At 72.9% G+C, this 25915-nt stretch carries 21 protein-coding genes and 2 pseudogenes; 1 reads left to right on the top strand and 22 read right to left on the bottom strand.

Going from position 1 to position 25915, the window contains the following annotated elements; all coding sequences use genetic code 11:
* Window positions 1-38: 38 nt before the first annotated feature.
* The 19 genes and pseudogenes from ACFQ9Z_RS14635 to ACFQ9Z_RS14545 form a co-directional block, all read right to left on the bottom strand.
* Window positions 39-752, bottom strand: coding sequence for a zinc ribbon domain-containing protein (locus tag ACFQ9Z_RS14635; protein WP_383017154.1), 714 nt, complete (start codon window positions 750-752; stop codon window positions 39-41).
* Window positions 753-1523: 771 nt separating this feature from the next.
* Window positions 1524-1586 (bottom strand): annotated as a pseudogene (locus ACFQ9Z_RS14630) (zinc ribbon domain-containing protein); the annotation flags it as partial.
* Between the two features lie 4 nt (window positions 1587-1590).
* Window positions 1591-2154, bottom strand: a complete 564-nt coding sequence (locus tag ACFQ9Z_RS14625; protein ID WP_383016302.1) for a phage tail protein — start codon at window positions 2152-2154, stop codon at window positions 1591-1593.
* Entirely contained in the window at window positions 2151-4115 is a 1965-nt protein-coding gene (locus ACFQ9Z_RS14620) for a putative baseplate assembly protein (RefSeq protein WP_383016299.1), read from the bottom strand. Before ACFQ9Z_RS14620 ends, ACFQ9Z_RS14625 begins: the two co-directional genes overlap by 4 nt.
* Window positions 4115-4537 carry a GPW/gp25 family protein gene (locus ACFQ9Z_RS14615; protein WP_020938511.1) on the bottom strand — a complete coding sequence of 141 codons (423 nt, stop codon included), beginning with the start codon at window positions 4535-4537 and terminating at the stop codon, window positions 4115-4117. The genes ACFQ9Z_RS14620 and ACFQ9Z_RS14615 overlap by 1 nt, the downstream gene beginning before the upstream one ends.
* Window positions 4537-4854 carry a PAAR domain-containing protein gene (locus ACFQ9Z_RS14610; RefSeq protein ID WP_383016295.1) on the bottom strand — a complete coding sequence of 106 codons (318 nt, stop codon included), beginning with the start codon at window positions 4852-4854 and terminating at the stop codon, window positions 4537-4539. The genes ACFQ9Z_RS14615 and ACFQ9Z_RS14610 overlap by 1 nt, the downstream gene beginning before the upstream one ends.
* A gap of 33 nt (window positions 4855-4887) precedes the next feature.
* Window positions 4888-6741, bottom strand: coding sequence for a VgrG-related protein (locus ACFQ9Z_RS14605; protein ID WP_383016291.1), 1854 nt, complete (start codon window positions 6739-6741; stop codon window positions 4888-4890).
* Window positions 6738-7460: a LysM peptidoglycan-binding domain-containing protein gene (locus ACFQ9Z_RS14600; RefSeq protein WP_020938514.1), complete on the bottom strand. Its 723-nt coding sequence runs from the start codon at window positions 7458-7460 to the stop codon at window positions 6738-6740. The genes ACFQ9Z_RS14605 and ACFQ9Z_RS14600 overlap by 4 nt, the downstream gene beginning before the upstream one ends.
* A gap of 74 nt (window positions 7461-7534) precedes the next feature.
* Window positions 7535-7960: a phage tail protein gene (locus tag ACFQ9Z_RS14595; protein WP_366913364.1), complete on the bottom strand. Its 426-nt coding sequence runs from the start codon at window positions 7958-7960 to the stop codon at window positions 7535-7537.
* 39 nt (window positions 7961-7999) lie between these two features.
* Window positions 8000-10084: a hypothetical protein gene (locus ACFQ9Z_RS14590; protein WP_383016287.1), complete on the bottom strand. Its 2085-nt coding sequence runs from the start codon at window positions 10082-10084 to the stop codon at window positions 8000-8002.
* A 916-nt stretch (window positions 10085-11000) separates the two neighbouring features.
* Window positions 11001-11159, bottom strand: a complete 159-nt coding sequence (locus ACFQ9Z_RS14585) for a DUF6760 family protein (protein ID WP_358933426.1) — start codon at window positions 11157-11159, stop codon at window positions 11001-11003.
* A complete protein-coding gene (locus tag ACFQ9Z_RS14580) occupies window positions 11156-11653 on the bottom strand; it encodes a hypothetical protein (protein ID WP_366913367.1) in 498 nt (165 codons plus the stop codon). Before ACFQ9Z_RS14580 ends, ACFQ9Z_RS14585 begins: the two co-directional genes overlap by 4 nt.
* A complete protein-coding gene (locus ACFQ9Z_RS14575) occupies window positions 11650-12090 on the bottom strand; it encodes a phage tail protein (protein WP_020938519.1) in 441 nt (146 codons plus the stop codon). The genes ACFQ9Z_RS14580 and ACFQ9Z_RS14575 overlap by 4 nt, the downstream gene beginning before the upstream one ends.
* Window positions 12091-12124: 34 nt before the next feature.
* The gene (locus ACFQ9Z_RS14570) at window positions 12125-13687 is read right to left on the bottom strand and encodes a phage tail sheath family protein (RefSeq protein WP_383016282.1); all 1563 of its coding nucleotides are present in this window, start codon (window positions 13685-13687) and stop codon (window positions 12125-12127) included.
* 120 nt (window positions 13688-13807) lie between these two features.
* Complete coding sequence (locus ACFQ9Z_RS14565; RefSeq protein WP_383016279.1) at window positions 13808-15106, bottom strand: DUF4157 domain-containing protein; 1299 nt, start codon at window positions 15104-15106, stop codon at window positions 13808-13810.
* Between the two features lie 112 nt (window positions 15107-15218).
* Window positions 15219-17252, bottom strand: coding sequence for an AAA family ATPase (locus ACFQ9Z_RS14560; RefSeq protein WP_383017151.1), 2034 nt, complete (start codon window positions 17250-17252; stop codon window positions 15219-15221).
* A gap of 53 nt (window positions 17253-17305) precedes the next feature.
* Window positions 17306-18010 carry a DUF4255 domain-containing protein gene (locus ACFQ9Z_RS14555; protein ID WP_358933421.1) on the bottom strand — a complete coding sequence of 235 codons (705 nt, stop codon included), beginning with the start codon at window positions 18008-18010 and terminating at the stop codon, window positions 17306-17308.
* Window positions 18007-21165 (bottom strand): hypothetical protein, encoded by a 3159-nt coding sequence (locus ACFQ9Z_RS14550; RefSeq protein ID WP_383016276.1) that lies wholly within the window; start codon window positions 21163-21165, stop codon window positions 18007-18009. The genes ACFQ9Z_RS14555 and ACFQ9Z_RS14550 overlap by 4 nt, the downstream gene beginning before the upstream one ends.
* A gap of 195 nt (window positions 21166-21360) precedes the next feature.
* Window positions 21361-22020 carry a LuxR C-terminal-related transcriptional regulator gene (locus ACFQ9Z_RS14545; RefSeq protein ID WP_383016273.1) on the bottom strand — a complete coding sequence of 220 codons (660 nt, stop codon included), beginning with the start codon at window positions 22018-22020 and terminating at the stop codon, window positions 21361-21363.
* Window positions 22021-22225: 205 nt separating this feature from the next.
* On the opposite strand from ACFQ9Z_RS14545, the gene ACFQ9Z_RS14540 reads away from it, so the two are divergent.
* Window positions 22226-23557, top strand: coding sequence for a hydrolytic protein (locus ACFQ9Z_RS14540; protein WP_383016270.1), 1332 nt, complete (start codon window positions 22226-22228; stop codon window positions 23555-23557).
* Window positions 23558-24104: 547 nt separating this feature from the next.
* On the opposite strand, the pseudogene ACFQ9Z_RS14535 reads toward ACFQ9Z_RS14540, so the two are convergent.
* From ACFQ9Z_RS14535 to ACFQ9Z_RS14525, 3 genes and pseudogenes are all read right to left on the bottom strand, one after another.
* Window positions 24105-24263 (bottom strand): annotated as a pseudogene (locus ACFQ9Z_RS14535) (pyridine nucleotide-disulfide oxidoreductase); the annotation flags it as partial.
* A 202-nt stretch (window positions 24264-24465) separates the two neighbouring features.
* On the bottom strand, window positions 24466-24711 hold the full coding sequence (locus tag ACFQ9Z_RS14530) for a hypothetical protein (protein WP_383016267.1): 246 nt from the start codon (window positions 24709-24711) through the stop codon (window positions 24466-24468).
* Between the two features lie 323 nt (window positions 24712-25034).
* Window positions 25035-25847, bottom strand: a complete 813-nt coding sequence (locus ACFQ9Z_RS14525; protein WP_383016264.1) for a hypothetical protein — start codon at window positions 25845-25847, stop codon at window positions 25035-25037.
* Between the last annotated feature and the right edge of the window lie 68 nt (window positions 25848-25915).

Here is a 25915-nt window from a genome sequence, read left to right as displayed (position 1 = left end):
CGCATGGCCGCCGCCGGCCTCACCCTGGAGAACCTCGATCAGGACCGCTGGAAGAACTCCACCTCCGCCAGAGCCAGATGGCGGCCCGGTGCCAGGCCGGTGGCCGAGCGCAGGACCAGGCGTACCGTCTTCACGTCGCTGATTCCGGTGGGGAACGGCTGCGAGCCCGGCTTGTCGCTGAGGGTCAGCTGCTTGTCGTACCGCTCGCCGTCCTGCGCCGTCACCTCAAGGTCGATCTGCAGTGCGCGTCCCTCGCGGGCGTACTCCTCCGGTGCCTTGGATGCGCCGTTGGTGATGAGCAGGTCGACCATCCGGAACGGCTTGTCGAAGGTGTACGTCACCGAGGCGCCCGGCGCGGGCGCGCCCCAGTAGCGGTTGGCCAGCCCGTCCGTGGTGTTCTTCGCCGGGTGCCCGGGGACCTCGGCGCTCGCCCTGGTGCGTGCCGGGGTCACGGGCTTGGGGTCGGACAGCTTGTCCCGGGTGTCCTCGAAGAGGGCGCGTCCGGCCGGCAGCAGCAGGACGGCGCCCGCGCACAGAGCCAGCACCACGGCGAGGATCACCAGGAGCCGCACGCCCCGGCCAGAACTCGCCCGCACCCGGCGGCGGAACGGCCACACGGTCCGCCACCACGGCAGCGGGTCGGCCTTCGCGGTGGGCTTCAGCGGGGCCGCACAGCGCCGGCAGAACCGGCGGTCCGGCTGGTTGGGCGTGCCGCAGAAGGGACAGGGCCTCCCCTCCACTTCCTCCGTCACCGCTGCGGGTCGTACTACGGGGCGTGGAGCCTGCGGCTTCGCGGGCTGTACCGCCACGATGGGCTCCGGCGCCGGTGCCTCGGGGGCGGCCGGGGGCCGGGGGCCTGTCGCTTCCCGGGTGCTCGGAGGGGGTGCGGTGGGGCGGTGCGGGGGTGCGCCCCGGGCCTGCAGGGGTCGTGGTGGTGCAACGGATACGTCGGGAGCGGGCTCATCTCCCCTACGACGTACGGCAGTTGCGGACCCGTCGGCCGTTCGTGAGCGGGCGGACACGGGTGCCGCCGTGGGCGCGGGCCTCGACGGCACGGGTGGCGTGGTGGGGGGAGCTTCTCGGGCTTCGTCGGTGCGGGGGGTCTCGGCGGTCCCGGGGGTCTCCTCGTCGCCGCTCGCCGGGCGGTGTTCGGGGATGGAGGGCTCGGTGCGGGCGTCGGCGGGTCCGGCCTGGGGCGGAGGGCTCGTCGTGTCGTCCTGGCCGGGCCGGGCATCCGGACCCTCGTCGGCGCCGGAATGTGAGGCAGGAGCCTGCGCCGCGCTCGGCCCGCTGGACTCGCTACGGGTCCGGCCGGTCAGTCGGCTGCGCAATGACGAGGTGCGGGGAGGTGCGGCGGACGTGGACGCGTCCGCCGTAGGCGATGCGGGGGCCGGGGCGGGATCCGGGGCGGCCGGGGGCTGCGAGGGTGTGCTCGGGGCCGGTTCCGACCGCTCCGGTTCCGGCGACGTGGCCGTTGGCGTCCTCGCGGCCGGCGGATCGTCCGACCAGCCCAGGTACGCGCCGCAGTTGCCGCAGAAGTCGTCCCCGGGACTGTTGGACGCCCCGCAGGCGGGACATGCGCGCATGGCGTCACCTCCCTTCGTCGGAGGGTGGGCCGGGCAGGACCTCCACCCGGCAGACGGTGTGCACCGGACACATGGCCCGGACGATCTCGCGGACGCGGTGCACGTCCACCTGCGCCTCGCGGTCCGGCCACACCCGGACCAGGGGCTCGCCGGGGGGCTCGGGCGGCAGGTCGGCTCCGGCGGTGTTCGACCACCACGCGCCGCCGTCGTCGGTAACCTCGGCGTGCACGCCGAGCGCGAGGTGCAGGGCTTCGACCAGGCCGCGCCTGGTGCCGCGCCACCGGTGCAGCTCCACCGCGCGGACGACCGCCTCGCGGCGCAGTTCCACGGGCCACTGCGGATCGTCGTCGGCGCCCACCCAGGACGCCAGCCAGGCCAGGAAGTCCGTCGGGGTGACCCGGGGATCGAGGTAGGCGGGCAGGTTGTCGAGGGTCGCGAACACCGGGGCGAGGACGGTGTCGAGGCCGGCGGTGAAGCGCTGCGCGAAGTCGTCGTCGGCGTACAGGGCGGGCAGTTGCCCGCCGATCGGGTGGCGGCTCGGCAGGTCGGGTACGGCGGCCCGGCTCATCCCCCCGCCTCCGGCTCGACGGCCGTGACGACCACCTGGTGCTGGTGGGAGAAGACCAGCGCGCCCGCGGCCACGTCGACGCGGTCCACCGAAGCGCCGCGCCGCCCGGTGATCGGGTCGGCGGGGAAAAGCCGGATCTCCTCGATCAGCGCGTTGCCGGTGGCGCGTTGCAGCACACCGAACACCTCCCCGTACTGCACCGGCCGCCCGAACGGCCATCCGGTGCCGTCCGGTCCGCCGTGCAGCGGGTTGAGATGGCGGAACAGTGCGGCGAGCGCCGCGTCGCGCACTCTGTCGGTGTCGCCCGGTGGCGCCGCGAGCCGGGCCACGACGGTGACGCCCTGGTAGACCGGCGGCTCGACGACGAGGCGGGTGCCGATCAGGCGTCGCTCGTCGAGGCTCGCGGTGATCGCCTGGAGCACCTGGTCGGAGGGGATCAGCTGCTCGAAACGGAGCCGGTCGTCGCCCTCGTCGGCGGCCGCGTCCGGCACCACCAGGACCCGTACCGCACCCGCGCCGCCCTCCGCGGCGGGCAGACAGCGGACCCGGCGCACCGAGGGCGCCGCCTGCCGGCTGATGACCTCGTAGTCCTCGGCGGTCACCGCGCGCTCCTGCATCCGCAGAGCGTCCGGAGCCCGCAGCTTGGCGTTGGCGAGGGTCTCGCCGGCGACGCCGCCGCGCGCCGCCTCCCGGTTGGTGACCTGGGCAATGTACGGAACGGAGCTGAGCAGCACGGAGATCGCGCCGCGCGCGACGTTGCCCGCCGGGCCGCCACCGGTGCGGTAGCGGGCCACCCGGATCTGGGTGCCCTTGGGCGGTACGGCGCCGCACTGCCGCAGCGTGCCGTCGGGCTCGCGCAGCACCGGCGGGAAGCCGAACTCGCCGTTGGTGGCGTCCACGCGGACGTGCCGGTCGTCGGGCCCGGAGCGGCCGAAGTGCTCGACGACCTCCCAGCGTTGCCAGCCTTCGGCCGAGGACACCTCCACCACGGGGGGCTCTCCGTCGAGGAGGACCGGCGGGCGGCCGAGCCGGAACGTCTGCCCGGCGACCCCCTCCGAGGTGCCGAGCAGTACGTCGGTCACGGTCTCGGCGTGTTCGACGGACATGGTGCCGCCCACGGTGAACACCGCCGCCTCGCGCACCGTCGGGGACTCCGAGTAGAACGGCTGGCCCGGTTCCGCCTCGGTGACGCGGCAGCGCAGCCAGCCGGCCCGGGTGCCGCCGATCACCGACGCCGTGTGCCCGGCCGGTACGTAGACGATGACCTCGCCCGGCCGGTTCAGGCCGCCGGTGGTGTCCTCGCCGGTCTCGCACACCCGCCAGCCGCCGCCGTCCCACGCCTCCCACACCAGCGGGGGCTGGCGCGGGTCCACGCCGACGCCCTCGACGCGGCTGTCCAGGTGCACCGCGACGACGCAGCGCGGCACCGCCGTCGGCAGGCCGAACAGCAGCGCGTCGCCCGGCTCCGGTGCCGCCTGGAAGCAGGGCACGTCGCTGCCCTCGTTGATCTCCCTGGTCCGGTCGGTCTGCTCGCCGGTCCGGGGCGCGGTCACCAGACGTGTCAACTCGCTGGGCACGATGTGCAGTTCGTCCGTGGTCGCGAACACCACGGGTTCGTCGCTCTCGCCGCGCACGGTCGTTACCTCGGTGCCCGCGGGCAGCACCACTGTGTCGGGCTGCGGCGCCGACAGCCAGAAGTCGACCTCGGCGCCGGCCGCGGCCGGCGGGAACAGCCGGATGTCCAGCAGGTCGAGGAACGCGGTGTAGTTCTTGTCCGGGACCCGGTTCAGCCGGTACAGCAGCTGGTCCACGAGATAGGCGAACGTCTCGATCAGGGTGACGCCCGGGTCGGAGACGTTGTGGTCGGTCCACTCCGGGGCGCGCTGCTGCACGTACCGCTTCGCCTCGTCGACGAGTTGCTGGAACCGGCGGTCGTCCAGGTTGGGGGAGGGCAGGGCCATCAGTCGGCGACCAATTCCTCGGCCCCCTCCTCGGAGGGGATCGTGTAGAAGGGAAAGACCAGGTTGCGCCGGTCGTTGGTGGAACGCAGGGTGTAGTGCACGTCGATGTAGAGGGTGCCGTCCTCGATCGCGTCGAAGGCGACCACCACGTCGTCCACCGCGATGCGCGGCTCCCACCGCTCCAGGGCCTCGCGCACCTGCTGGGCGATACGTCCGGCGGTGGCGCCGTCGCCGGGGGCGAAGACGTAGTCGTGGATGCCGCAGCCGAACTCGGGGCGCATCGGGCGTTCGCCGGGTGCCGTGCCGAGCACGAGGCGGATCGCCTCCTCGATCTCCTGTTCCCGCTCGACCATGCCGATGCCGCCGGTCGGCCCGACCCGCAGCGGGAAGCCCCAGCCCCGTCCGATGAACCGCTCGCTCATCACACGCCCCCGATCAGGACGTTCATGGCGCCGGTCACGATCTGCGCGCCGCACGACGTCTGGTCGCGTGCGCGTGCGGCCGGCAGCCCGCCGATGAGGACCACGCCCGCGGTGACAGCGGCCGGGTTGGGCATGATCACGTTGCCCGGCCCCAGGGCCAGGTGCGGGGGCATGGCGCAGGTGTGCACGCTGCCCACGACCGCGGCGGGGCGGCCGCCGATCAGCACGGTCGCCACCTTCAGGGCCGCGCCGGGCGGCGGGGTGGCGATCACACCACCGTGGTTGGTGGGGTCACCGGTACGGGCTGCGGCTGGCATGCGGTGCTCCTTGCGGCAGGTAGGGGACTGAGGTCAGTTGATCCGGATGAGCTTGGCCTTGAGGACGCCGAGCAGACCACCGTCGACGGTGACGCCGGTGCGGCCCTTGATGTTCACGTGCTGGCTGCCGTCGATGTCCACGGTGCGGCCGCCGATCTTCACTCCGACCCTGCCGTTGATGTCCACGTTCCGGCCCGACACGCTCACGTCGCCCTGCCGTGCGTCCAGGGTGATGCCGTCCTTGTCGAGCACGACGGAGGAGAGGGGTCTTGTACCGCCCTTCGCGGCGTACACCGTCAGCTCGATCCGGTCGCGCCGGTTGTCGAGGAACACTTCGAGGCGCTCGTCGGCGGACCTGAGCCGGACACCCGACCTGCCCGGAGCCCTCGCGTCCAGCAACTCGACCCGGTGCCCCGAACGCGACACAATGGAGCGGCGGTTGACCTTCCCGGTGGTCTTGTCGATCAGCGGGGTGTCGTGCGGCGACGGCTTGTCCACGCCGTTGTAGAGGCCGCCGATGACGTACGGGCTGTCCAGCAGGCCCTGTTCGAAGCCCACCAGGACCTCGTCGTTGACCTCGGGGCTCACCACTCCCCCGCCGCCCTTGCCGCCCCACTGCACGGTGCGCACCCAGTCGGTGACGTAGGTGTCGTCCAGCCAGGGGAACTTCAGCCGCACCCCGCCGTTCTGAGCGCCGCCCTGCTCGCGTACGTCCGTCACCACGCCGATCGCCAGACCCGGCATGCGCGGGCCGCGGCCCGGCGCGTTGGCACCGGTCACCAGGCCCGTCAGGGAGCGGTCCGGGCTGGCGCTGACCCACACCGTCGTCCGGTATCCGCCGTGCGGCTCCAGGACGTGCTGCACCGCCGTCGCCGTGTACTTGCCGGAGAACGCCTGCCCGACGTTGCCGAGCGCCACGGGCTTGCCCGCCCGCAGCCGGGGGTTGCCCTCGGCCAGCACCTCCAACTCGCCGAACTCCGCGCTGACCTGATCGGCCACGGCGTCGGCGACCGCGGTCGTCTCGGCCTGGGTGCGGTACGGGGTGTCCGTGACGGTCAGCTTCGACGACGTGCCGAACCGGGCGGCGAGCGCCGGGCTCAGCCCCGGCACCACCGTGTCACTGTTCACCGACGGCTTGCGGGCCACCAGCGGCTTCTTGGTGGTGACGTCCCAGCCGCGCACCTCCACCTGCGAGGCCCCGTCCGCGGCCGACAGGGAGGCCCGCAGCGCCAGCAGGTTCCGCCCGTACTCCAGCACCATCGGGTTCCGCGTTGCCGGGGTCGAGGGCGCGGGCGCGCCGGACGCCTTCTCGGGCTTGGTGAACTGCAGCACGCCCTTGTCGTCGACGCGCACCTGCGCGCCGCTCTCGCCCGCCAGGAACTGCAGGAAGTCCCAGTCGGACACGTTCGCCTGCGAGAGCTGCTTGTAGGTGACCGGCGCGGCCTCCACGGTCCCGCAGGTCAGCCCGGCCCCGGCGGCGACCTTGCGGACGATCGCCGACGCCGTCATGTTCCGGTACGCCACCACCTTCCGGCCCCGCTGCAGGCGGTGCGCCTTGGAGTAGGCGCGCACCACGGTGAACGAGCCGGTGCTGTCCCGGTCGACCTCCATGCCGGTCACCTCGCCGTTGAACAGCCGCTCGCGCGCCTGCCCGGACACGGTGACCACCGACACCTTGAGCGGGGTGCCGATGGTGATGCCGGTCGACTGCAGGAACTCGTGGTCGGGGTCGCGGAAGGTGAGCACCGCCGCGTCGGGCAGGCCCACGTTCTCGTCGACCACGCAGCTCACCAGCTGGGCGGCCCAGATCGGCGGAAGTTCGCCGGGCGTCTCCACGACGGGGTCCGCCGCGAACGACCGGCCACCCCGTGCCTCGGGTGTGGTCACCGCTCCTCCTCAGCGCCCGCGTCGCTGAGCCCCGGCACCACCAGTTCGGTGCCGGGTTCGAGCGCCATGGGGTCGTCGATGTCGTTCGCCTCCGCGATGGCCCGCCAGGCCGTCGCGTCGCCGTACTCCCGCCAGGCCAGCAGGGCCAGGCTGTCGCCCGCCACGACGATGTGCGTGCTGCGGGCGGTGCGCGCGCCGGACGTCGGGTTCTGGCCCGGCGGATCGACACTCGCCTCCTCGATGGACAGCGAGCAGGTGGCCCGCAGCGGCTTTCCGTCCACGTCGAACAGCGTGTACGACACCGACAGGCTGGAGAGCACCCCGTCGAAGGAGGTCGTCCGGGCGGTCCCCCATTCGAACCGCACCCAGGGGCTGGCCGGTTTCTTGCGGCCCAGGCTGGCCTTGGTCGGCACGCACCCCTTCATCAGCTTCTCCACCGCCTTCTCCACGGAGTTGTCGTGGGTGGCGGTGGCGTCCAGGAACACCTCAAGGCTCAGCGTGCGCGGGCCGCTGCCGACGAACTCGGGCAGCGCGGACTCCCCCGCCATCCGGGACGGGGTGCGCCGCCACTCGGTGGTCTTGCTCAACTGCAGTGTGGAGGGGTTGAACTGGAGGTTGAGCTGCGTGATCGTCCCGCCGGGCTTCGCGCCGACGGAGGTCGGTGGCTCCTTCAGGGTCAGCTGGGCCCTGGTCCGACTGGAGCGGAGCGCTGCACACATGTCGGGACCTCCTTTCCGGGGGCGTAGGGGTAAGTCTCAGGGGCGGCGGGTGGGAAGCGGGGCGTGACGGTGGGTCAGGACGGGCGCAGCCCCTGGTGGGCGATCTCCAGGGTCTCCACCGCCGCCTCGGAGTTGGCGGGGTCGAAGGAGGGTCCCTGCCAGCGCACCGGAACGATCCCGGACACCTGCCAGCTGACGATCCGGGTCAGGTCCGGTTTCAGCGCCACGATCTCGCCGTCCTTGGGCGTCACCCGCTTCAGCGTCTCGTCGAGCCAGCGGGCGATCTTCGCCGTATCGGCGGTGACCGGCCGGCTCAGCGTGATGTTCGACCAGGTCACGCGGCCGGGCAGTTGCCAGGTGAACCCGTTGTTGCCGCCCTCTGCGTAGCTCTCCATCTCGACCTCGGCGCCCATGCCGGAGCAGGTGTGGAAGGCGCCCAGGTCGTTGCCGCCGATGGCGAGCTTGAAGAACACGCTCGTGGCGAAGATGTTGTCGGTCATGCGTCCGTCATCCGTTCCGTGCGCTCACGTTCCACGCCCTCAGCGGCGTCCGTCGTAGGGGCGGCCCGTGCGTTCCCGGCCGCGCCGCAGCTCGGTGCGGAGCAGCCGGGCCATCGGGTCGAGCAGGCGCCGCGCGAGGTCGTCCAGGTCGGGACCGGGGTCCTTCGGCGCCTCGGCACGCTGCTCTGCGCTCTTGCCGGAGGCGGATGAGGTGGAGGACGAGCGCGAACGGCCGTGCGCCGGGACTTCCTTCGCCGTGTCGCCCATGAGCAGGCCGGCGGCGGACGGCGTGGCGGCCGGTCGCGAACGTTCGCGGGCCCGGTCCCGCTCCGCCTTTGTCGTCGCCCCCAAGAGCAGGCCGGCGCCGGTGGTGTCGGTGCTGTCGCGCTGAACGGGGGTCGCCGTCCGGCCGCTCCCGCCGGTCACCGGAAGAACCACGGGGTCGGGCTGAGCCGATGCCGGGGCGTTCGCCGGGCGGCCCGCGAGCGGCGGCGCCTGCGGGGCGGTGACGGGCAGGGATCGGGCCGGGACGGCGGGGGCCGAGCCGACGGGCCCCTGACCCGGCGGTGCGGGCCGGACGACCGGGACACGCTGGACGGGGCTGGGGAAACCTGCCGGACCTGCCGAGTTGGCGCTTCGTACGCCCGAGTTCTCCCGTCCGGCGGGCGGCGCGGCCACGGCCCGCTGGGCCTGCGGGGTCGCCGGGGCGACCGGGGAGGGCCCTGGCGTCGGACGCCCGGGGTCAGCCTGCGGGGCAGCCGGTACGTCCGGCCAGCGCGCCGCCACCACGGGACGGCCGCCGGAACGGGCGGCGACGGGCGGTGCCGCGCTCTCAGTGGCCCGGGTGCTCAGGGTGAGCGGGCGGGCGGGGAGCAGTTGGAGGGTGCGGGGTGCCGCCGGGCCGGAGGGCACTCCGGAGCGGGTGACGGTGAGCGGGGGCGGCGCACTGTGCGGCTGAGCGCCTCCGGTCGCCCCCGCTACGGCTCGGGTGACGACGACCGGGCTCGGCGAACCGGGGGCCCGGGGCCGCTGCCCGCCGGACGAGGCCTGACCGCCGGACCTCGTACCGGGCAGTCGTACGTCTCCTGCCGGGCTATCCGGGGTTACGGCAGCCGCGGGTGCTGCTGCGGACGGCATCGCCAACGGCGTTGCGGACCCGCTCCCGTGGTCCGCGACGCCCGGCGACGCGGCGCCCCCGGCAAAGGAGTCGTCCGCGGGACGGCGCTGGACTACGTCGCCCGCCCCCAGCAGCGGCGCGTCCGCTCCGGCGGTGGAGGGCGTCCTGTCGCCAACTGTTGCAGACGACACCGGAGTTGGGTGGGACGTGCCGTCCTGCTGCGCCTGAGCACGCTGGACGGCGGGAGCGGGAGCGCGGGATGCGGTGGCGCCGGGCACAGCGCTGGGCGGCAGCGCGGACAGCGGAGCGCCCAGGCCGCCGCGCACCCGGGCGCCGTTCTGGGCGCGGTGGGCCGTTCCCTGGGCGCCGCCGTATTCGTGCGGGCGCGAGGTGCCGACCGTGTCGTCCGTGTGGCGCTGGACAACGGGCATCGCCGCGCCGGGGACGGTGCTTGAAGTGGGGGCGGTGGAGCCGGGCAGCTCGGCGCTGGGCGGCAGCGCGGACAGCGGAGCGCCCAGGCCGCCGCGCACGCGGGCGCCGTCCGGGGCATTCTGCGCGCCGCTGTCGTGCAGGCGCGGCGTGTCGGCCACGTCGTCCGCCTGGCGCTGGACGACGGGCAGCGTCGGACCGGGCGAGGTGCCTGAACCGAGGGCGGTGGCGCCGGGCAGCTCGGCACTCGGCGGCAGCGCGGACAGCGGCGCACCCAGACCACCGCGCACCCGGGCGCCGCCGGAGGCAGCCGGCTCCGTCTCCTGCGCACCGACCACGTCCGAGCCCTCCGCCTGACGCTGGACGACAGGCAACGCCGGGCCGGACGCGGTGTGCGGCGCCGGAGCGTCCTCCGTCAACGGGGCGACTGCGGAGGGCAGTTCGCGCGTCGGGGCGCCGAGGGGCGCGCGGCTCGGCTCGCTCATGGCGGCGCGCTGTACGGCGGCGGTGGTGGTGGCGTTGCCGGCTGCCGGAGTGGCGGGCCGCAGGGCGGTGACGCGGCGTACCGGTCCGGACACGCGCCTGGCGACAGTCAGGGAAGGTGCCACCGGGACGGCCCGGACGGCCGGGCCGGAAGGCGTACGGCCCCCGGAACCGGACGGCGCTTGCGACACGCGCCGGGTCGCTCCACCGCCTGCGGCCGCGCCCGGGAGCACCGACACACGCCGTACCAGAGGAATCGCCGGAGCGGCCGACGTCCGATGGTCCGGGTCGGCGGGCGTCACGACCGGATCGGCACCCGGCAGCGCGGCACGCTGGACGGGCGGCGAAGACGGGGAGAGCGTGGCGGGGGATTCGGCGGACGTAAGGCCACGGGTCTGTGGGGAGTCGCCCGAACTTCGCTTCGCCACCGCACTGCTGCCCCCCGAGCGCGCCACCGCGGGCTTTCGCCCGGATCCTCCGTCCGCCGCTCCAGTACTGCTACGAGAAGTCCGTGGGGCGACGGATGCCGGACTCCCGGCATCCAACGCACCGTCCGCCTCGCCACCCGCCCCCTCCGGGCGCAGCGCCCGGAGCAGCAGTGGACCCCCGCCGACCCGGGTGGCCTGCGGGGTGGCAGGACGGGCGACGCCGCGCACCAGACCGGTCGGGGCGGCGGACAGCACCGCGTGGCCGAGACCCGAGTCGAACGACGGGTTCTGCCAGGAGGCGAGGCCCGCACGGAAGACGAGCCCGTCGCTCACCCCGAGCGGGGAGCGGGCCACGGTGAGCTGCGGCGGCGCGGTGCGACGCCAGCCGCCGTCCCAGTCGCCGGGCACGGAGGAACCCCGGCCGCCGGACTCGCCGCGGTCAGTACCGTCGCCGGATGTGCCCCGGTCCGGTCCGTCGCCGGCCGGACCGTTCTCCGCGGCGCCGGAGCGGCCCGCACCCGGACGGCGTGCGGTGTCCGGCGCGGCGGCCCGGCGACGCAGCCTGTCCCGCCATGCCATGCGTTCAACCACTCTCGTTCACACGGGTGTTGATGCGAGCGATCTCGGCGACCCACTGCCGGCGCTCGTCGTGGGTCAGGTCGAGGATCTCCTCGCGCTGCCAGTGGAAGTGGTAGGCGATGTACGCGATCTCCTCCCGGAGCCGGGGAAGGGCGTACGTCACGATTCCCCCAGGCGCCCACCCGAGAGGTCGACCTCGAAGCCGCCCTCGCAGTGCGGGCAGGTCACCGCCGCGCGGGTGTGGCCCTCGCTGTTGACCCGACGGTAGAAGTCCTGGAGGAACGCGACGTCGGTGGCGTACATCCGCTCCACGACCCCGGCGTGCACATCCGTGATCGAGCCGATCCGGGTGATCACCTGGCTCAGCAGCACCACGCTCAGGTACGCCGGGTTCTCCTTGACCCGCAGGTCGATCTGGGGCCGCAGTTCGTCCCGGGCGGTGGCCAGGCGCATCGAGCCGTGCCGGTGCACCGTGCCGTCGTCGTCGACGTACCCGCGCGGCAGCTCGAACTCGAACTCCGTGCGCAGCCCGTGGTCCTCCCGGCGCGGCGGGGCGGCGGCCGGGGTGGCCGCCGCCTGCTGCTCCGGCGTCTGGGCGGGCGCCGTCGCCTGGAGGATCTCCTCCAGGTTGCCCGCCGTGACCGTACGGCGCCTCATTCGACGACGATCTCCTCGAACGTGATCGTGACGGACTCGGTGGCCGGAGCGGACTCGCCCGCCTTCAGCGACGGGCCCTCCCACTTGGAGGCCCAGCCCTGCATCAGCTGAATGCGGCGGACCGTGTTGCCCTCGGTGTCCTTGATCTCGATGGTGAGGTTCTGCCGCGCGGTGTTGACGGCCCCGTTGTTCAGGGTCTCCTTGATCCACTTGGTGAACTCGCTGCTCTGGTCGAGTCCCCGGGTGATCGTGATCTCACCGGCCTGCCGCGCTCCGGGCTGCTTGCGGATGATCTGCTTGCCCTCGGCGCTGACCTGCTTGACCTCGACGACCTCCTCCTCGACGGTCAGCCCGCTGATCTCCTGGATCGACTCGACCAGGTAGCCACCGAGCTGCACGCCGAAGACGTGGGTGGAAAGAGCATCGCCCGTTGCCATGACTGTCTGTCACCTTTCCTTGCTGACCCGCAGGTCACTCGTCGATGAGGCTGGTGCTGTCGGAGAACTGGGCCAGCCGGAACACCACGAACTCGGCGGGCTTGACCGGCGAGACGCCGATCTCGCACACGACGCGGCCCTGGTCGATGGATTCCTGCGGGTTGTTGTCGCGGTCGCACTTCACGTAGAACGCCTCTTCGGCGGTACGGCCGAACAGGGCTCCCCGGCGCCACTCCTCGGTGAGGAACGCGGTGACGTTGCGCCGGATGCTGGACCACAGCCGGTCGTCGTTCGGCTCGAAGACCACCCACTGGGTGCCCAGGAGGATGGATTCCTCCAGGTAGTTGAACAGGCGGCGCACGTTCAGGTAGCGCCAGGCCGGGTCGGAGGAGAGGGTGCGGGCACCCCAGATCCGGATGCCCCGGCCGGGGAAGGCCCGTACGCAGTTCACGCCGATCGGGTTCAGCAGGTCCTGCTCGCCCTTGCTGAGCCGGACCTCCAGGTCCACCGCGCCGCGGATCACCTCGTTGGCGGGCGCCTTGTGCACGCCGCGTTCGGCGTCGCTGCGCGCCCAGACACCGGCGATGTGACCGCTCGGCGGGACGGTGGTGTTGTGCCCGGCGGCCGGGTCGAAGACCCGTACCCACGGGTAGTAGAGGCTGGCGTAGCGGGAGTCGTAGCCCGCCTCGTCGTTGCGCCAGGCGCGCACCTGCTGGGCGGAGAGCCCGGGCGGGGTGTCCAGGACGGCCACCCGGTCGCCCATCTGCTCGCAGTGCGAGATGACGGCGAGCTGCACGGTGCGTACGCCCTCGGCGTCGATGTCGCCGCGCTGGTGGGCGCTCATCAGGTCCGGCACGGCGACCATGGTGATCTCGTCGATGGTCTCCAGGCCGGCGAACCCGGTGCGGGCCGCGGCGTCGCCGACGTACTCGGCGGGGTCGAGGCGGACCACCTCGCCGGAGCCGTTCGCGGCGGCCCCGCCCGGAGCGTCGGGCAGGACCACGGTCTGGGCGGCGGGCTTGCTCTGGGCGGCGCCCCGCTGCTCGGTGACCTCGATCAGGTTGGAGGCGCGGGCCTGGTTGACCAGGTACCCCCTGACGTTCTTGCGGGTGGAGGCCTCGTAGGTCTCCACCACTTGGTCGCCCTGGCGGACCAGGACCTTGAAGCGGTCCTCCGGCGGGTTCTCGCCGTCCGCGTCGGCGATCTCCACCGACACGCCGGAGACGCCCGGCTTGGCCGCGACCAGGAAGCCGCCGAGCTCCACCGACTCCACGGCCTTGGTGGCCTGACGCCGCTGGCCGCCGCCCGCGGCCGGGGCGGAGGCGTCCTCGGCGGAGCCGCCGACGCGCACCACGTACGCGGCGCCGCCGCCGTTGGCGAAGTAGCCGTAGACCGCGTGGGCAAGGTAGGTGCCCTCGGTGAAACCACCGAACGCCTGGGAGTACTGGTCCCAGCTGGTGACCAGCGTCGGCGCGTGGAAGGGGCCGCGCTCGGCGAACCCTACGAACGCGGCGACGGCGGTGCCGACCCCTTCGATCGGTCGGGCACCGGACTGCACCTCCTCCACGTACACACCCGGGGTGAGGTACGTCGGCATGCTGGCTCCTTCGCGTCCTACGGGTCTGTCAGCTGTGTCCAGGCCGAGTCTGCGCGGCGGTCCGCCGGGGCGACAGGGACGTGCGGACCTCGCCGGGGGCAAGGCCGCTGCCTTTCCCGGCTAACTCACGTTCGTCAGGTCCACCAGCCACGACCTGTTGCCCGCCGCCCGGGCGTCGATCGGCACCGACGCTTCGGGGTTGTCGGGGTCGAAGGCCGAGGTCACTGTGTGCGTGACCTCGGGGCTGGTCCAGGCGGGGAGATTGGTGTTCCAGCGGCCCGTGTTCCGCGCCACCTTCCAGCGGAAGCTCACGCTGTACGACTTCAGCCAGTATCCGGAGCTCATCCGCGCCGACGTACTGAAGCCGGGGTCGTCCGTGAAGGTGATGGCGTCCTGAGCGTCCGTGATGACCGCGTTGGTGTAGTTCGGTCGGTACGGGCCGTCCTGCACCCAGTCCCGTGAGGACGGCACCTCGCGGTGGCCGCCGTCGTTGGCGATGATCTGCACGTTCTGGTCGGTGACCTGCTGCCAGAAGTGGTAGTTGCTGGAGACGCGCTGAGGCGCGTTCGCCGGATTGTGCAGCACGGCGGCCTGGTTGAATCCGATCTCCTGGTCCGCGTCGAGCCGTTGGCTCGCCGGGCCCGTGTAGGAGGAGGTGAATGTCAGGGTCGGATGGTCGAGATCGGCCGCCGGCTTCTGGCTCGCCCGGGTGTTGCGGCGCTGCGGCGGCGGGCTGTCGCCCTTCAGCTCGGCGGCGGTCCTGTCCCGCTTGGCGGGCATCCGCTGGACGGCGCCGGCGGACGCGGGAGCCGCACCGCTCTCCTTGTCCTCGGGCCCCTGCGCGGGGGCGAGTGGTTTCGCGAGGGCGCGGGTGGCGTTCGCCTCCGCCTCCCGTTCGAACCGGTCCGACGGGTCGGAGATCTTCAGCCCGTTGCCGTCATCGGTCCCGGCGACCGGACCCTTGCGCTGCTGGATGACATGGGTGAGTTCGTGGGCCAGGGTGTGCCGGTCCGCCCCGCCCTCTCCGATGACGACATGGCTGCCGGAGGTGTAGGCGCGGGCACCGACCTCGGCGGCGGATGCGCGGGCCGTCGCACCGGTGTGCAGCCGTACGTCGGAGAAGTCCGCGCCGAGGCGGCTCTCCATCTCGTTCCGCACCGGTCCGGTCAGCGGCCGCCCGGCGGAGCGCAGGACGCCGTGCACCGACGAGCGTTGCACCGCGGGCTGCCCGTCCGGCCGTTCCGGGTGCGCTCCGGAGCAGTCTCCATGGGCGTGCCGCTCCTCCTCGACCATACGGGCCACGGCCGCGTTGCCCACCGAGCGCTGCAGAGCCAGCATCCCGGCCGGGGCAGGTGCCGCCGGCCGTGCCTTCGTCCGCCCCAGTCCGTCGGCCTCTTTCGGTTGCTCGTGGGCACGCATCCGCAGTCCTTTCGCAGGGTCGAAACCCGTAGTACCAGACCCTCGGGTCCCCCCGGTGCGGACGTCGCGGGACTCTGCCCCTTCAGGCAACGGCGTTGTCCCGGGCGGCCCCTCAGGCGCCGACGGCCTCCGCCAGATACGGCCCGAACTCGCCCTCCAGCACCAGCCGTCCGAGCTTGCGGTACTCCTGCGCCACCGACGTCACCACCTGCCCCATGGTGAGCGGTTCGCCGGACTCCGCCGCGAGGTAGGCCGCGGTCACCGCGCACGCCCGGATGGAGCCGCCGGCCAGTTCGAAGCGGTCCGCGCAGAAGGCGAGGTCCAGGTCCTCGGCCCGGGGCAGCCGGTCGCCCAGGCACCGTTCCCACAGGGCGAGACGCTGGCCGGCGTCGGGCACCGGGAAGTCCGCCACCACGTCCAGGCGGCGGGTGAAGGCCTCGTCCAGGTTGGCCCGCAGGTTGGTGGTCAGCACCGCGATCCCGTCGAACGACTCCATGCGCTGCAGCAGGTACGCCGACTCGATGTTGGCGTGCCGGTCGTGCGCGTCCTTCACCTCGGAGCGCTTGCCGAAGATCGCGTCGGCCTCGTCGAAGAGCAGCACCGCGTTGACCGCGGACGCCTCGGTGAAGATCCGCTCCAGGTTCTTCTCGGTCTCCCCCACGTACTTGTCGACGACCGTGGACAGGTCCACCACGTACAGGTCCATGCCCAGGTCCGCCGCGACGACCTCGGCGGACATGGTCTTGCCGGTGCCCGACTCGCCGGCGAACAGCGCGATCACCCCGCGCCCCCGGCCGCCGCCGGGCCGCATCCCCCACTGCCCGAGCACCTGCTCGCGATGGCGGGCGCGCAGCGCGAGTTCGCGCAGCCGCCGGTGAGTGGTCGGGGGCAGCACGAGGTCGTCCCAGCCGACTCCCGGCTCCACACGGCGGGCGAGCCGGTCGAGCCCGGCGCCGTTCTGGGCCCGTACGGCGGTGCGCAGGTCGTCGGGGAGGACCGGGCGGCCCGCGAGGGCGGCCGTGCGCACCGCCACGTCGGCGGCGCGGCGCAACTGCCCGGAATCCAGGCGGTGCGCGGCGACCGCGCGGGCGAGCTCATCGGCCTCGCCGGTCCCGGAGCCGTTGCCGACGCCATGGCCAGGGCTGTCGCCGGCGGCCCGGTCCAGGGCGTGCCGCCAGCGCGCGGCCTGCCGCTCGGGAGTGGGCGCCGGCACGGTCAGGACCACGGGGGTGTCAGCAGCCCACAGCGGGTCCCAGCCGAGGGTGCCGTGCGTGAGCAGGGGAATCCCGCGCAGCGCCGAGCACGACGCCCCCAGCGTGCGGGCCCGTTCGGCGGGTTCCCCGGGCAGTGCTTCCAGGGGGCCGAGGACGACCCCGGCACCCGTCAGGCGGGCTTCGAGCGCGGCCACGCGGGCGAGCGCCGGTACATCGCCGGGGCGCCGGGCGAGTGCCGCTGCGTCCAGGACGAGCGGGCGCAGCCCAGCCACGTGCAGGGCTGCTACGGCCAGCCCCTCGGCGTCGCCGCCCCGACTGCGCAGGTGGACGAGGCCGGTGCCGGCCGCGGCCGCGGCCCGGTGGACGTCCGCCGCCTCGGCGGTCGGGTCCTCGCGGGCCTCCCCGAGCACCCCGGCGAGCCGGGCGTCGGGCTGCGCGCTCCCCAGGAGGTGTCCGGTGACCCGGTCGGGAACCACCAACACCCGTGACAGCGGCGGCCGTTCGGGCTCGGTGACCTCCACCAGACCACTCGCGACCAGCGCCGCTTCGGGGGCCAGCCGGAAGCGCGCAGACGCCGCCCCTGCAAGCCCGCACAGCTCCAGGGCGAGCCCGACCGTGGGCCGACGACGCGTCAGGTCGTCGTTGAGGTAGCCGTAGAGCCGTTCGAACCGTGCGTCCAGGTCGGGCGCCACCGCAACGAGCAGCAGGTCCAGATCCAGCGAGGACAGGCCGAATCGCGCGGCGAGACCACCGAGGACGGACCCGGCCGGGGGATCCTGGGGTTCGTGAGCGGGTACGTCGAGGCCGCTCGGTTCGTCCAGGACGCGGGCGACTGCCTCGGGAGTGAGGTACTGGCCACGGTAAGGGTCGTCGGGATCGGGATCGGCGGCGCGCCGGACGGCCACCGCGTGCCGCACCCGTTCCTCGACCATGCGGAGCCGCACCCACAGGTGCTCCACTGCGGCGACCGCCTCGGCATTGTGCGTCACGGCTGGCGGCCCCCCCTGCGGTGGCGACGGGCGGGCGCGGGCGGGCGTTCACGCGGACCGGCGTAGCCGCCGTCCGGACCCGGGTCACTTGTTTCCGTGTAGCGCAGCCTGCGCCCCGGCCCCGCGTCCTCGCTACGGGAGGTGGCGCGCACGACGAGCCCTTCGGTGACCGGCGGTGCGGCGGCCTTGGTGATGCCGGCGAGCGGCGCCCGCACCTGCAGCGAGAGGGAGGCCTTCAGTTCGCCGCCCATGGCCGACCACACGTCGGAGGCGGCCGGTGCGTCGGACCCCGTTCCGGCGGTGTCCAAGCCCACGGTCAAGCCGAGTTCGGCGAGCGTGCCGGTGAGCAGCCGCGCGGGCAGCGTGTCGGTACTCACCAGCGTCGCGAGCACCTGCGACAGCAGCCGGTGTTCGTCCTGCGGGCGGGTCGCCCACGCCGTGACCAGGTACGTCAGCTCGAACCAGCGCGGCGGGGAGCGCCGCGCCACGAGGTGGCCGTCCTCGTCGTACACCTCTCCGGAGCCGCTGCCGCGCCGGACGGCGTCCTCCCGGATGTCGTACAGGAAGACGCAGACCGTCGGGGCGCTGCGGCGCGCGGCCCAGTCCCGGGTGGGGGCGTCGAAGACGACGTCGACGCCCGACGCCTCCAGGCCGGACTCGCCGAGCAGCCGGCGCAGCCCCTCGTCGACCTCGTGGATCACCGGCGGGTCACCTCGTCCGGCGGCTGCACGCTGCCGGTGACCACCAGGAAGTCGGTCGTCACCGGGGAGAACCCGGGGCCCTTGGCGGTGATGATCCGGGGCCCGGTCTCGTCCTTGGCGAGGATGAGCAGCTGGCCGATGAAGGTGCCGTTCGGCAGCGGAATGGTGGGCGCCGCCGCCGCGGTGATCCCCGGCTTCCAGGTGAACCGCACCGGCACGCCCGGCGGGAAGTCCTTGCCGCGCACCGAGGTGACGAAGCCGGGCTTGCCGATCGCCGGCACCGCGATGATGCGCGGCTGGAGGATGCGCAGCCGCTCCCGGGCGCTGTTGTCGCCCTTGTCGGCGTCCGTCCCGGTGGTGGTCAGCTTGCCGGTGGCGTGGGTGGTCAGCGCCTTCTTGGGGCTGAGGACGACCCGCACGACGGTGCTCGCGCCCTGGTCCAGGTCCGGCAGCGCGCACACCCAGTTCTTGTCGCAGCCCGCCGGCTGCCCGTTGTCGGGGATGCTCTTGGGCAGGCCGATGTGCAGCCGCAGTCCGGTCGCCAGCGCGTTGCGGCCGTTGCGCACGGTGTACGTGACCACGACGCGCCCGCCGACGTATCCGGGGTTCGGCTGGGCGGTGAGGCGGAGACCGGGCCCGGCGTCGGGCTCACCCGGAGCCGGGGGCACGGTGGGCGGAGACGTGGGTGTCGGCGTGGGTGTCGGCGTAGGTGTCGGGGGCGTGGCCTGGACGACCGGCACCACGGTGCGGCCCGTGTTGTCGCTGGGCTGCGGATCGAGGACGGTGCCGGTGACCGACCAGTCGATCGGCGCGTTGCCGGGGGTGACCCCGGTGACGGTGACGGTCACCGGCACGGTGCTGCCGGGCTGCACGACACCGACGGTGCACTGGAGGGAGGCGGCGTCGCAAGTGCCCCCGGGAAAAGTCAGCTTGGTGATCTGCACGCCGGTCGGCGGGGCGATCGTCAGCTTGGTGCCGGGGGAGGCAGCGGGGCCGTTGTTGACGACATCGACACGAATGGGGGTGGTGTTGCCGACGGTGACCGCCGGGACGGTGCCGGGCGCGTTCACCGCGAGGTCCACGGACTGCTGGACGCTGGGTTCCTTCTGGCGACCCCCGAGCTCCGCGGTGAGTGGGGTGAGGTCGCCGGACGCGACGTCCAACAAGCGCAGTTTCTCGGGGCTGTTGGCGGCGGCCTCGGCACGGGAGCTGATCACCAGGCCCTTGCCGTCGGCCGTCCAGGCGGCGTCCCGAGGCTGGAACGGACCGGTGGTCGAGGTGTCCGGCAGAGCCGTCCGACAGGCGCCGGGGACGTTGCGCGCGGCGGTGGGCAGCAGAACCTTGCAGTCGTCGCCCGACAGGGACGTAAGGAGGATGCCGTCGCGTTCGTCGACTGCGCCGCCGCCGCTCTTGCGGTTGAAGGCGATGGTGAGGCCGTCCGGGGAGAACGCCGGACTGTCGTCGATGACCTGGCAGTCGCCCGGGCAGATCGTGGCGCTCAGGTCGCGCTGCTGGTCCAGGTGGTTCACCGGCACGGTCCAGATGTGCTTGTTGCCGCCGCTCCCGCCGATCACCTCGTTGCGGGTGAAGGCCAGGATGGTGCCGTCGGAGGACCAGGTGGGCTGGGCGTCCTCGCCCTGCTGCGGCCCGGCCGGCGAGGTGATCCGGCCGGTGATCGCGCCGGTCGCCGCGTCGGCGATGAGGATGTGGCTGGGGCCCGCGGCGTCCCCGACGCCGCCCGGCGACGTCCGGGTGAAGGCGAGGTACTTGCCGTCCGGGGAGAACGCCGGGTCGGTGTCCCAGTCCGTCGCGCCGCGTCCCGCGAGGGGCATGGCCCGCGCGTTGGTGCCGTCGGCGTCCGCGAGCCAGATCCGCTCGATCCGCTGGTTGTCGGCGTTGGTCTCGAAGCGGGTGACGACGATCCGGCGGCCGTCGGGCGTGTAGTTCTGCCGCTCGGTCCACGGGTCGGAGCCGGCGGCGGGCTGGAACAGCGGGTCCTTGGTGGGATCGGTGTTGGTGTCGGCCGCCGGGTCCTCGTTGAGGATCGTCAGGTTCAGGTCGCGTGGGTCGGACCCGTCGATGCGGGCGTCCTGCAGCGTCACCACGTGCGGATCGGCCGCCGAGTCGCGCTCCACCACCACGCCGCCGCCGTTGACCGGTCCCAGCCAGGTGGGTGAGAGGACCTCCCGGTTCTCGTTGAGCACCAGCCCGGGCTCTGTGTCCGCGTGTGCAGTCGACTTGAACACGTGGTCGTAGTCGCCCTCGCACGTGCAGGTGGTCTCGGGGCTGAGGAACACCAACTGGTCCCCGTCGGGCAACCACGATGCCCCGTGGGCACGCCACCCCGCGTAATCGCCCGCGAACAGCGCCTCGTCACTGGTCCCGTTGGTGATCCGCAGCCGGGGCACAGACTGCCCGTTCTCGGTGGTGGTGGAGGTGTAGGCGATCCAGTCCCGGTTCACGTCGTCGTTCACCGGATTCCACACCGGCTCGGAGGCCGTGCCGTTCGCCGGGGAGGTGATCCGGGTGGCGGTGCCGCCGTTCAGGGGCCGTACGTAGATCTGCTCCCCGACCAGCGGATCGCTGTCGCTGCTGTACGCGATGCGCTGCCCGTCGGGGGAGACCGTCGGGCACTCCTCGTTGGCGGAGGTGTCGGTGAGCCGCGTCAGGCCGGTGCCGTCGGTGCGTACCAGCCACACGTCGCGCTGCGTCCCGCCGCCGGTGCCGCCGGGTTCGGCCGAGTCGAACACCACGGACTGCCCGTCCGGCGTCAGCCGGGGGTGCGCCGCGTCCCGGCCGGTGGTCAGACGCCGTACCGAACCGTCCGCGGCCCGCAGGTAGACCTGCGGGTTCTTCTCGTCGCGGCGGCTCGCGAAGACCATCTGGTCACCGAGCGCGGACGGCTGCACATCGTTGTGGACGGGGCCGTCGCCGAACAGCGGTGTGCTGGAGGTGGTCGAGGCCACCGTGCCGAGGCTGCGGTGCCGGGTGCCCGCGTACGCGACGCGGGTGTCCGTGGCGCCGGCCGCGCGCGGGGCGGAGACGGCGCTGCCCTGTCCGGAGGCCGCCGTCACCCCGAGCAGCGGGATCAGCAGCAGCAACGACGTTCCGAGTCTCCCCAGGCGGTACCGGCCGCCGGGGTCAGCCGTTCCCATCACGGTCCCCTTCGCATTCTGGTGCGGCATCCCGATGTGACCATCCGGATCGCCTCCGCCACCCTGTACCGGACGTGCGCGGCGCGGCAGGGCGGCGGGGCCGTACCCGAGGGAAACGCGCGGTGCGCTTTCGGGCAGTGCGGGTTTCCCGTAGGTCTCTCCCGGCTTGTTGCCCCTGCGGCGTCAACGACAGTGTCAGATAAGTCCGTTGCGCAGCGCGTAGCCCACCGCGTGGGCTCGGTTGCGCAGTTGGAGACGCGTGATTATCTCGTGCAGGACGTTCTTGACGGTCCGTTCCGAGTACGAGGTCTTGCGGGCGATCTCCGCGGTGTCCAGGCCCTCCGACACCAGGCGCAGCATGTCCACCTCGCGCGTGGTCAGCGTGGACAGCGACAGACCCCGCGGGTCGACAGCCGAGCGCTGAAGGCTGCTCACATGGCTGAGCAGCTTGCCGAGCAGGTCGCCGGGGAGCACACCCTCCCCGTTGGCTATCGCCTGGACCAGCTGGAGAAGTTGGTCCTGGTGCGCGTCGGAGCGCCGCAGCACCGCCGCGACGCCGCACTCTATGACGCGTTGCAGCGCCCCGGATCCGAGGGTGCCGACCACGAGGCCGGTGCGGGTGGCGGTGTTGATCCGCAGCCGGTCCAGCAGGGCCGCCACGTCGTCGTCCACGGTGTCCACGACCACCAGTGACGCCTGGGCCCGCTCCGCGTCGGCGTCGTCGAGCAGGTCGACCTCGGGGCGCTGGCGCAGCTGGTGGACGACGCCGACGCGCAGGACCGGATCGGCGGCGTACACGGCCACCGTCACCCGGCTCCGGTGTCCGGGCAGGCTCTTGTCTTGTGCACAGGACATGAGGGTTTACCTGTTTCATGAATTCGTGGGGGGTGGGCGCTGGGGCGTGGCGAGCACCGGAGGGCGGCGCGCGGGCTGCGACGGGAAACACCAATGTCCGCTGAGTACATGGGAGTTGCCGGTGACTGTCGGGGCATCGCGACTGCCCGCGTCTTGCCCTCGCGTTCCTCGCGGCACGCACGGACGTGTTTCTACGGTGGTAGGCGTGACGCCTTCCGCAGCCTCTTCCGGCCCTGGTGCGCCCGGCCTCGACATCCCGGCCGTGACCGTGACACCGGGTGACACCACCACGACAACTCTGACCGTCCGCAACGACAGCGACATCGTCGAGGCGTACAGCCTGGAGGTCGTCGGGGACTGCGCCTCCTGGACCACCGTCGAACCCGCCCGGGTCTCGCTCTACCCCGGCACCTCCGAAACGGTGACGCTCCGTCTGGAGCCCCCGCGCTCCCCGGAGATCCGGGCCGGCGAGATGCCGCTGGGTGTGCGGGTCCTGCCGGCCGAGCACCCCGATGCGGTGCAGGTCCTCGAAACCACCGTGCACATCGAGGAGTTCCGCGAGCTGCGCACCGAGCTGGCCCCGCGCCGCCGGCGCGGCTGGCTGCGCGGCCGCTACCGGCTGGCGGTCCAGAACCAGGGCAACACCCCGGCGCAGGTGTGCTTCACCGCCGGCCAGGCGGGCGAGGAGCTGGCGTTCGCCTTCAATCCGGCGAAGCCAAAGCTGGAGCCCGGCGAATCGGCGGAGGTCGGACTGCGCGTCCGCACCGGCAAACCGGTGTGGTTCGGCTCCCCGGTGGTGTGGCAGTTCACCGTCGACACCACCGACGACCGGGACCAGGACGAACAACCCGGCTCGTACGACACTGTTGTCCGGACGCCGCTGGAAGCCGAGTTCGTCCAGATCCCGATCTTCCCCAAGTGGCTGCTCGCACTGCTTGCCGCGCTGCTCGCACTCCTGATCGCCTGGTTCACACTGGTCCGTCCGGCGGTACGCAGCGCAGCCAAGGACGCGGCCGACGAGGCGGTCCGGGCACGGCCCACGCCCGCCGGACAGCAGACTCCCGGCAGCGGCGCCGGTTCGGCCGGTCCCGGCACCCAGGGGTCGGGCGCGTCGGCCGGAGCGGGCGGCGGCAGCTCCGGCGGCGGTGGCGGCGGCACCTCGACCGGCAACGGCAGCGGCCAGCAGAGCTCGCAGACCATCGACGTGCAGACGGCGAGCGGGGAGACCAAGACCGGCACCTACACGGTGCCCAAGGACAGCATCTTCGGGGTCACGGACATCGTCGTCGCCAACTTCCAGGGCGACGAAGGGGTGTTGACGATCTCCTTCGGCGACCGCAAGATCACCACTATCGCAATGGAGACCTTCCGCAACCAGGACTATCACTGGGTCACCCCCATCAAGATCCCCGAGGGCGACGCCGTGTCCATCGAGGTGACCTGCAACAAGCCGGGCACCCCGGCCACCGGCCTTCGGGCGAAGGGCTGTCACGAGGTCCTGAACGTGAGCGGCCTGCTCAGCAGCACCAAGCAATGACTCGAACCTCTCCACTTGTAACCCATTGTCGATCGGTGAAGACGCGATCTGCCAAGCGATGGGTCTTCTTCTACTCGGATCAGTCCTGAAATCGACAGCCCAGGTCTGAAAACCCATACCCGACAACCCCAGGTCAGCGGTCTGGGGGTGCTCTGTTGCACGGGTCGACCGCCGGTCCCGTGCTGCCCTGACATGGTCGACCGGCCGAGGGGCGATGCAGATCCCCACAACCCCGTCCAGGCCCTGATCACCCAACGCACCAGGGAGAGTGGTGGGTGCCGGCACACGGCGCCCACCGACCTGCTGACCGGTGGCTGCCGCGTGGTCCTGAGCGACGGGGACGTGCTCGCCGCGGCGCTGCGACACGGCCGAGCGAAAGGTTCTTCATCACCGCGTCGCTGTTCACCGCGATGTTGACGGAGTACGCCCGGGAGCCAGGGGTGCGGCGCTGTACCAGCCACAGCCGCTGCTGTTCGCTGGTGGCGGGCATCCGCCTCGGCGGACATGAGCGCGTATCGAGCGTCGCAGCCCCACCATCACCTGACCATCACGTGAGCTGTGCGATCGCGCGGGCTGCGTCGCGGGCCGGGTGGCCGACGCCGATGAGGGTGGCCGACGCCGGGCCGGTCCAGTCGCCGTAGCCGAGCAGGTGCAGCCGCGGCTCGCCGAGGGCACGCGTTCCGTCGGTGGGGATGTGGCCGAGCGGACAGGACTGACGCTCACTGTCCGGCCGCCCTGGTGGCAGCCCGGCGGCGGCTTTCCCGTACCGGCCGGGTCCACGCGATTCCGCGTGCCGAGCGAGGCAGCCGGCCTCACCCCATCTGCCCGTGATGGTGCCCCAGGCGACATCCACCACAGGCCGCCGCAGATCTCCGAGGGAACGACCGAGCAGAGAAGGGTCGGTCTTGCTATGCCTGCGGCCCCTCGACATCCCTCCGGCTGGGCACGACGTGCCGCGCGATCGTGGACAAGGCCAGCTCACGACCCTCGTCAACGACAAGCCAACCCTTGCCAAGGAGCGATTGCAGCAGGGGGCGGACCTCTTCGCCCAGTTCCTCCGCCAAGTCGTCATCCGTGAGGGAGAAGCCATCCTGTACACGGCTCGCCACGTGGAACACGACGGCCTCCTCCCCCGCGGTGATGTTGAAGTCCATGACGTGAAGGTATGCGAGCCCCACGGCCGCAGCACGCCGATGGTGTCTGAAGCCGAGGTACCGCAGCGCACAGGCCAGCTGCACCGGCCAGGCCGCCGACGAGACCCCGACCGCGGCCGGATGCCTGCGGCTGATCCGAACGACCTGGTCAGCACACGCCCGTCCGTGGTCGACCACCGCCGGCGACGGCGGCCTGGACACCGCGCGCTTCACCCCGGCGCCGGCCCGCTACGTCCGCGTCACCGGCACGGAGCGCGGCACGCAGTGGGGCTACTCCCTGTACGAGGTCGGTGTACACAGCGGCTGACCGGCGGCCCCGCCGGTCAGGGGTGACCGCCGCCCGGCCCCTCCTTCCCGCCCGGCGCGCCCGCCGGCTCGGGCGGCGGGGGAACCCGGCGGGCGGACCGCGGGACCGCCTCGTCGTCCAGGTCGCCGCGGACGGCCGCGACGGCGAAGGCCACCGTGGAGGCCAGGGCGAGCAGGGCGAGCGGCCCCCAGATCGCCGGGATCGACCACATCGGCCAGTCGTTGGCCGACTGCGCCCAGAGCGTCAGGAGGGCGGCGACGGCCATGCCGGCGCCGTGCCACCGCACCACGGACGCGGCTCTGGCATGCCGCCGGTCGTCCCGCGCGAACAGGGACCACACCGCCCCGACGAGCGCGGCCAGGCCGAACGAGCCGCAGGCGAGCGCACCGCCGAGGCGGTCCTCCGGCCATCCCACGGGACCGTCGGACGTCTGCTGCCGCCGTCCCCCGGCGTCCCGCACCTCGACGACCCGGCCGTGCCAGATCAGGCCGACGACCGTGTCGCCCGGTTCCAACTCGGACGCCACGGGGCCTGTCTGACGGAACGTCACCCGCCACGGTCTGCCGGAGGGCAGCGACAGCCGAGCCTCCGGCGACTCGTTCCGCTCCCCCCGGTGCAGGTCGGCGGTGCGGACGGTGAACGTCTGCCGCCACACGCAGGCCGACGGCCTCACCGGCACCGAGGCGCAGACCGGCGCGACCCGGTAGGCGCGCTCGCGCCGCAGCGCCGAGCGCACCTCGGAGGCCGTCGCCACCCCACCGCCGAGAGCCACCACGGCGATCAGCAGCCACGACACGCCCCGCAGCCCGTTGTGCTCCCCCCGGTCCACCCTGCCTCCCCGCCCCGCCCATGATTTCCGCAGGCGTATTCGAGCACGTCCGCCCTGGGCCGCCCAGG

The sequence above is a fragment of the Streptomyces sp. NPDC056580 genome (genome assembly GCF_042793175.1).
In the GTDB taxonomy this organism is placed as follows: domain Bacteria; phylum Actinomycetota; class Actinomycetes; order Streptomycetales; family Streptomycetaceae; genus Streptomyces.
This window is presented reverse-complemented; position numbering and strand designations above follow the sequence as displayed.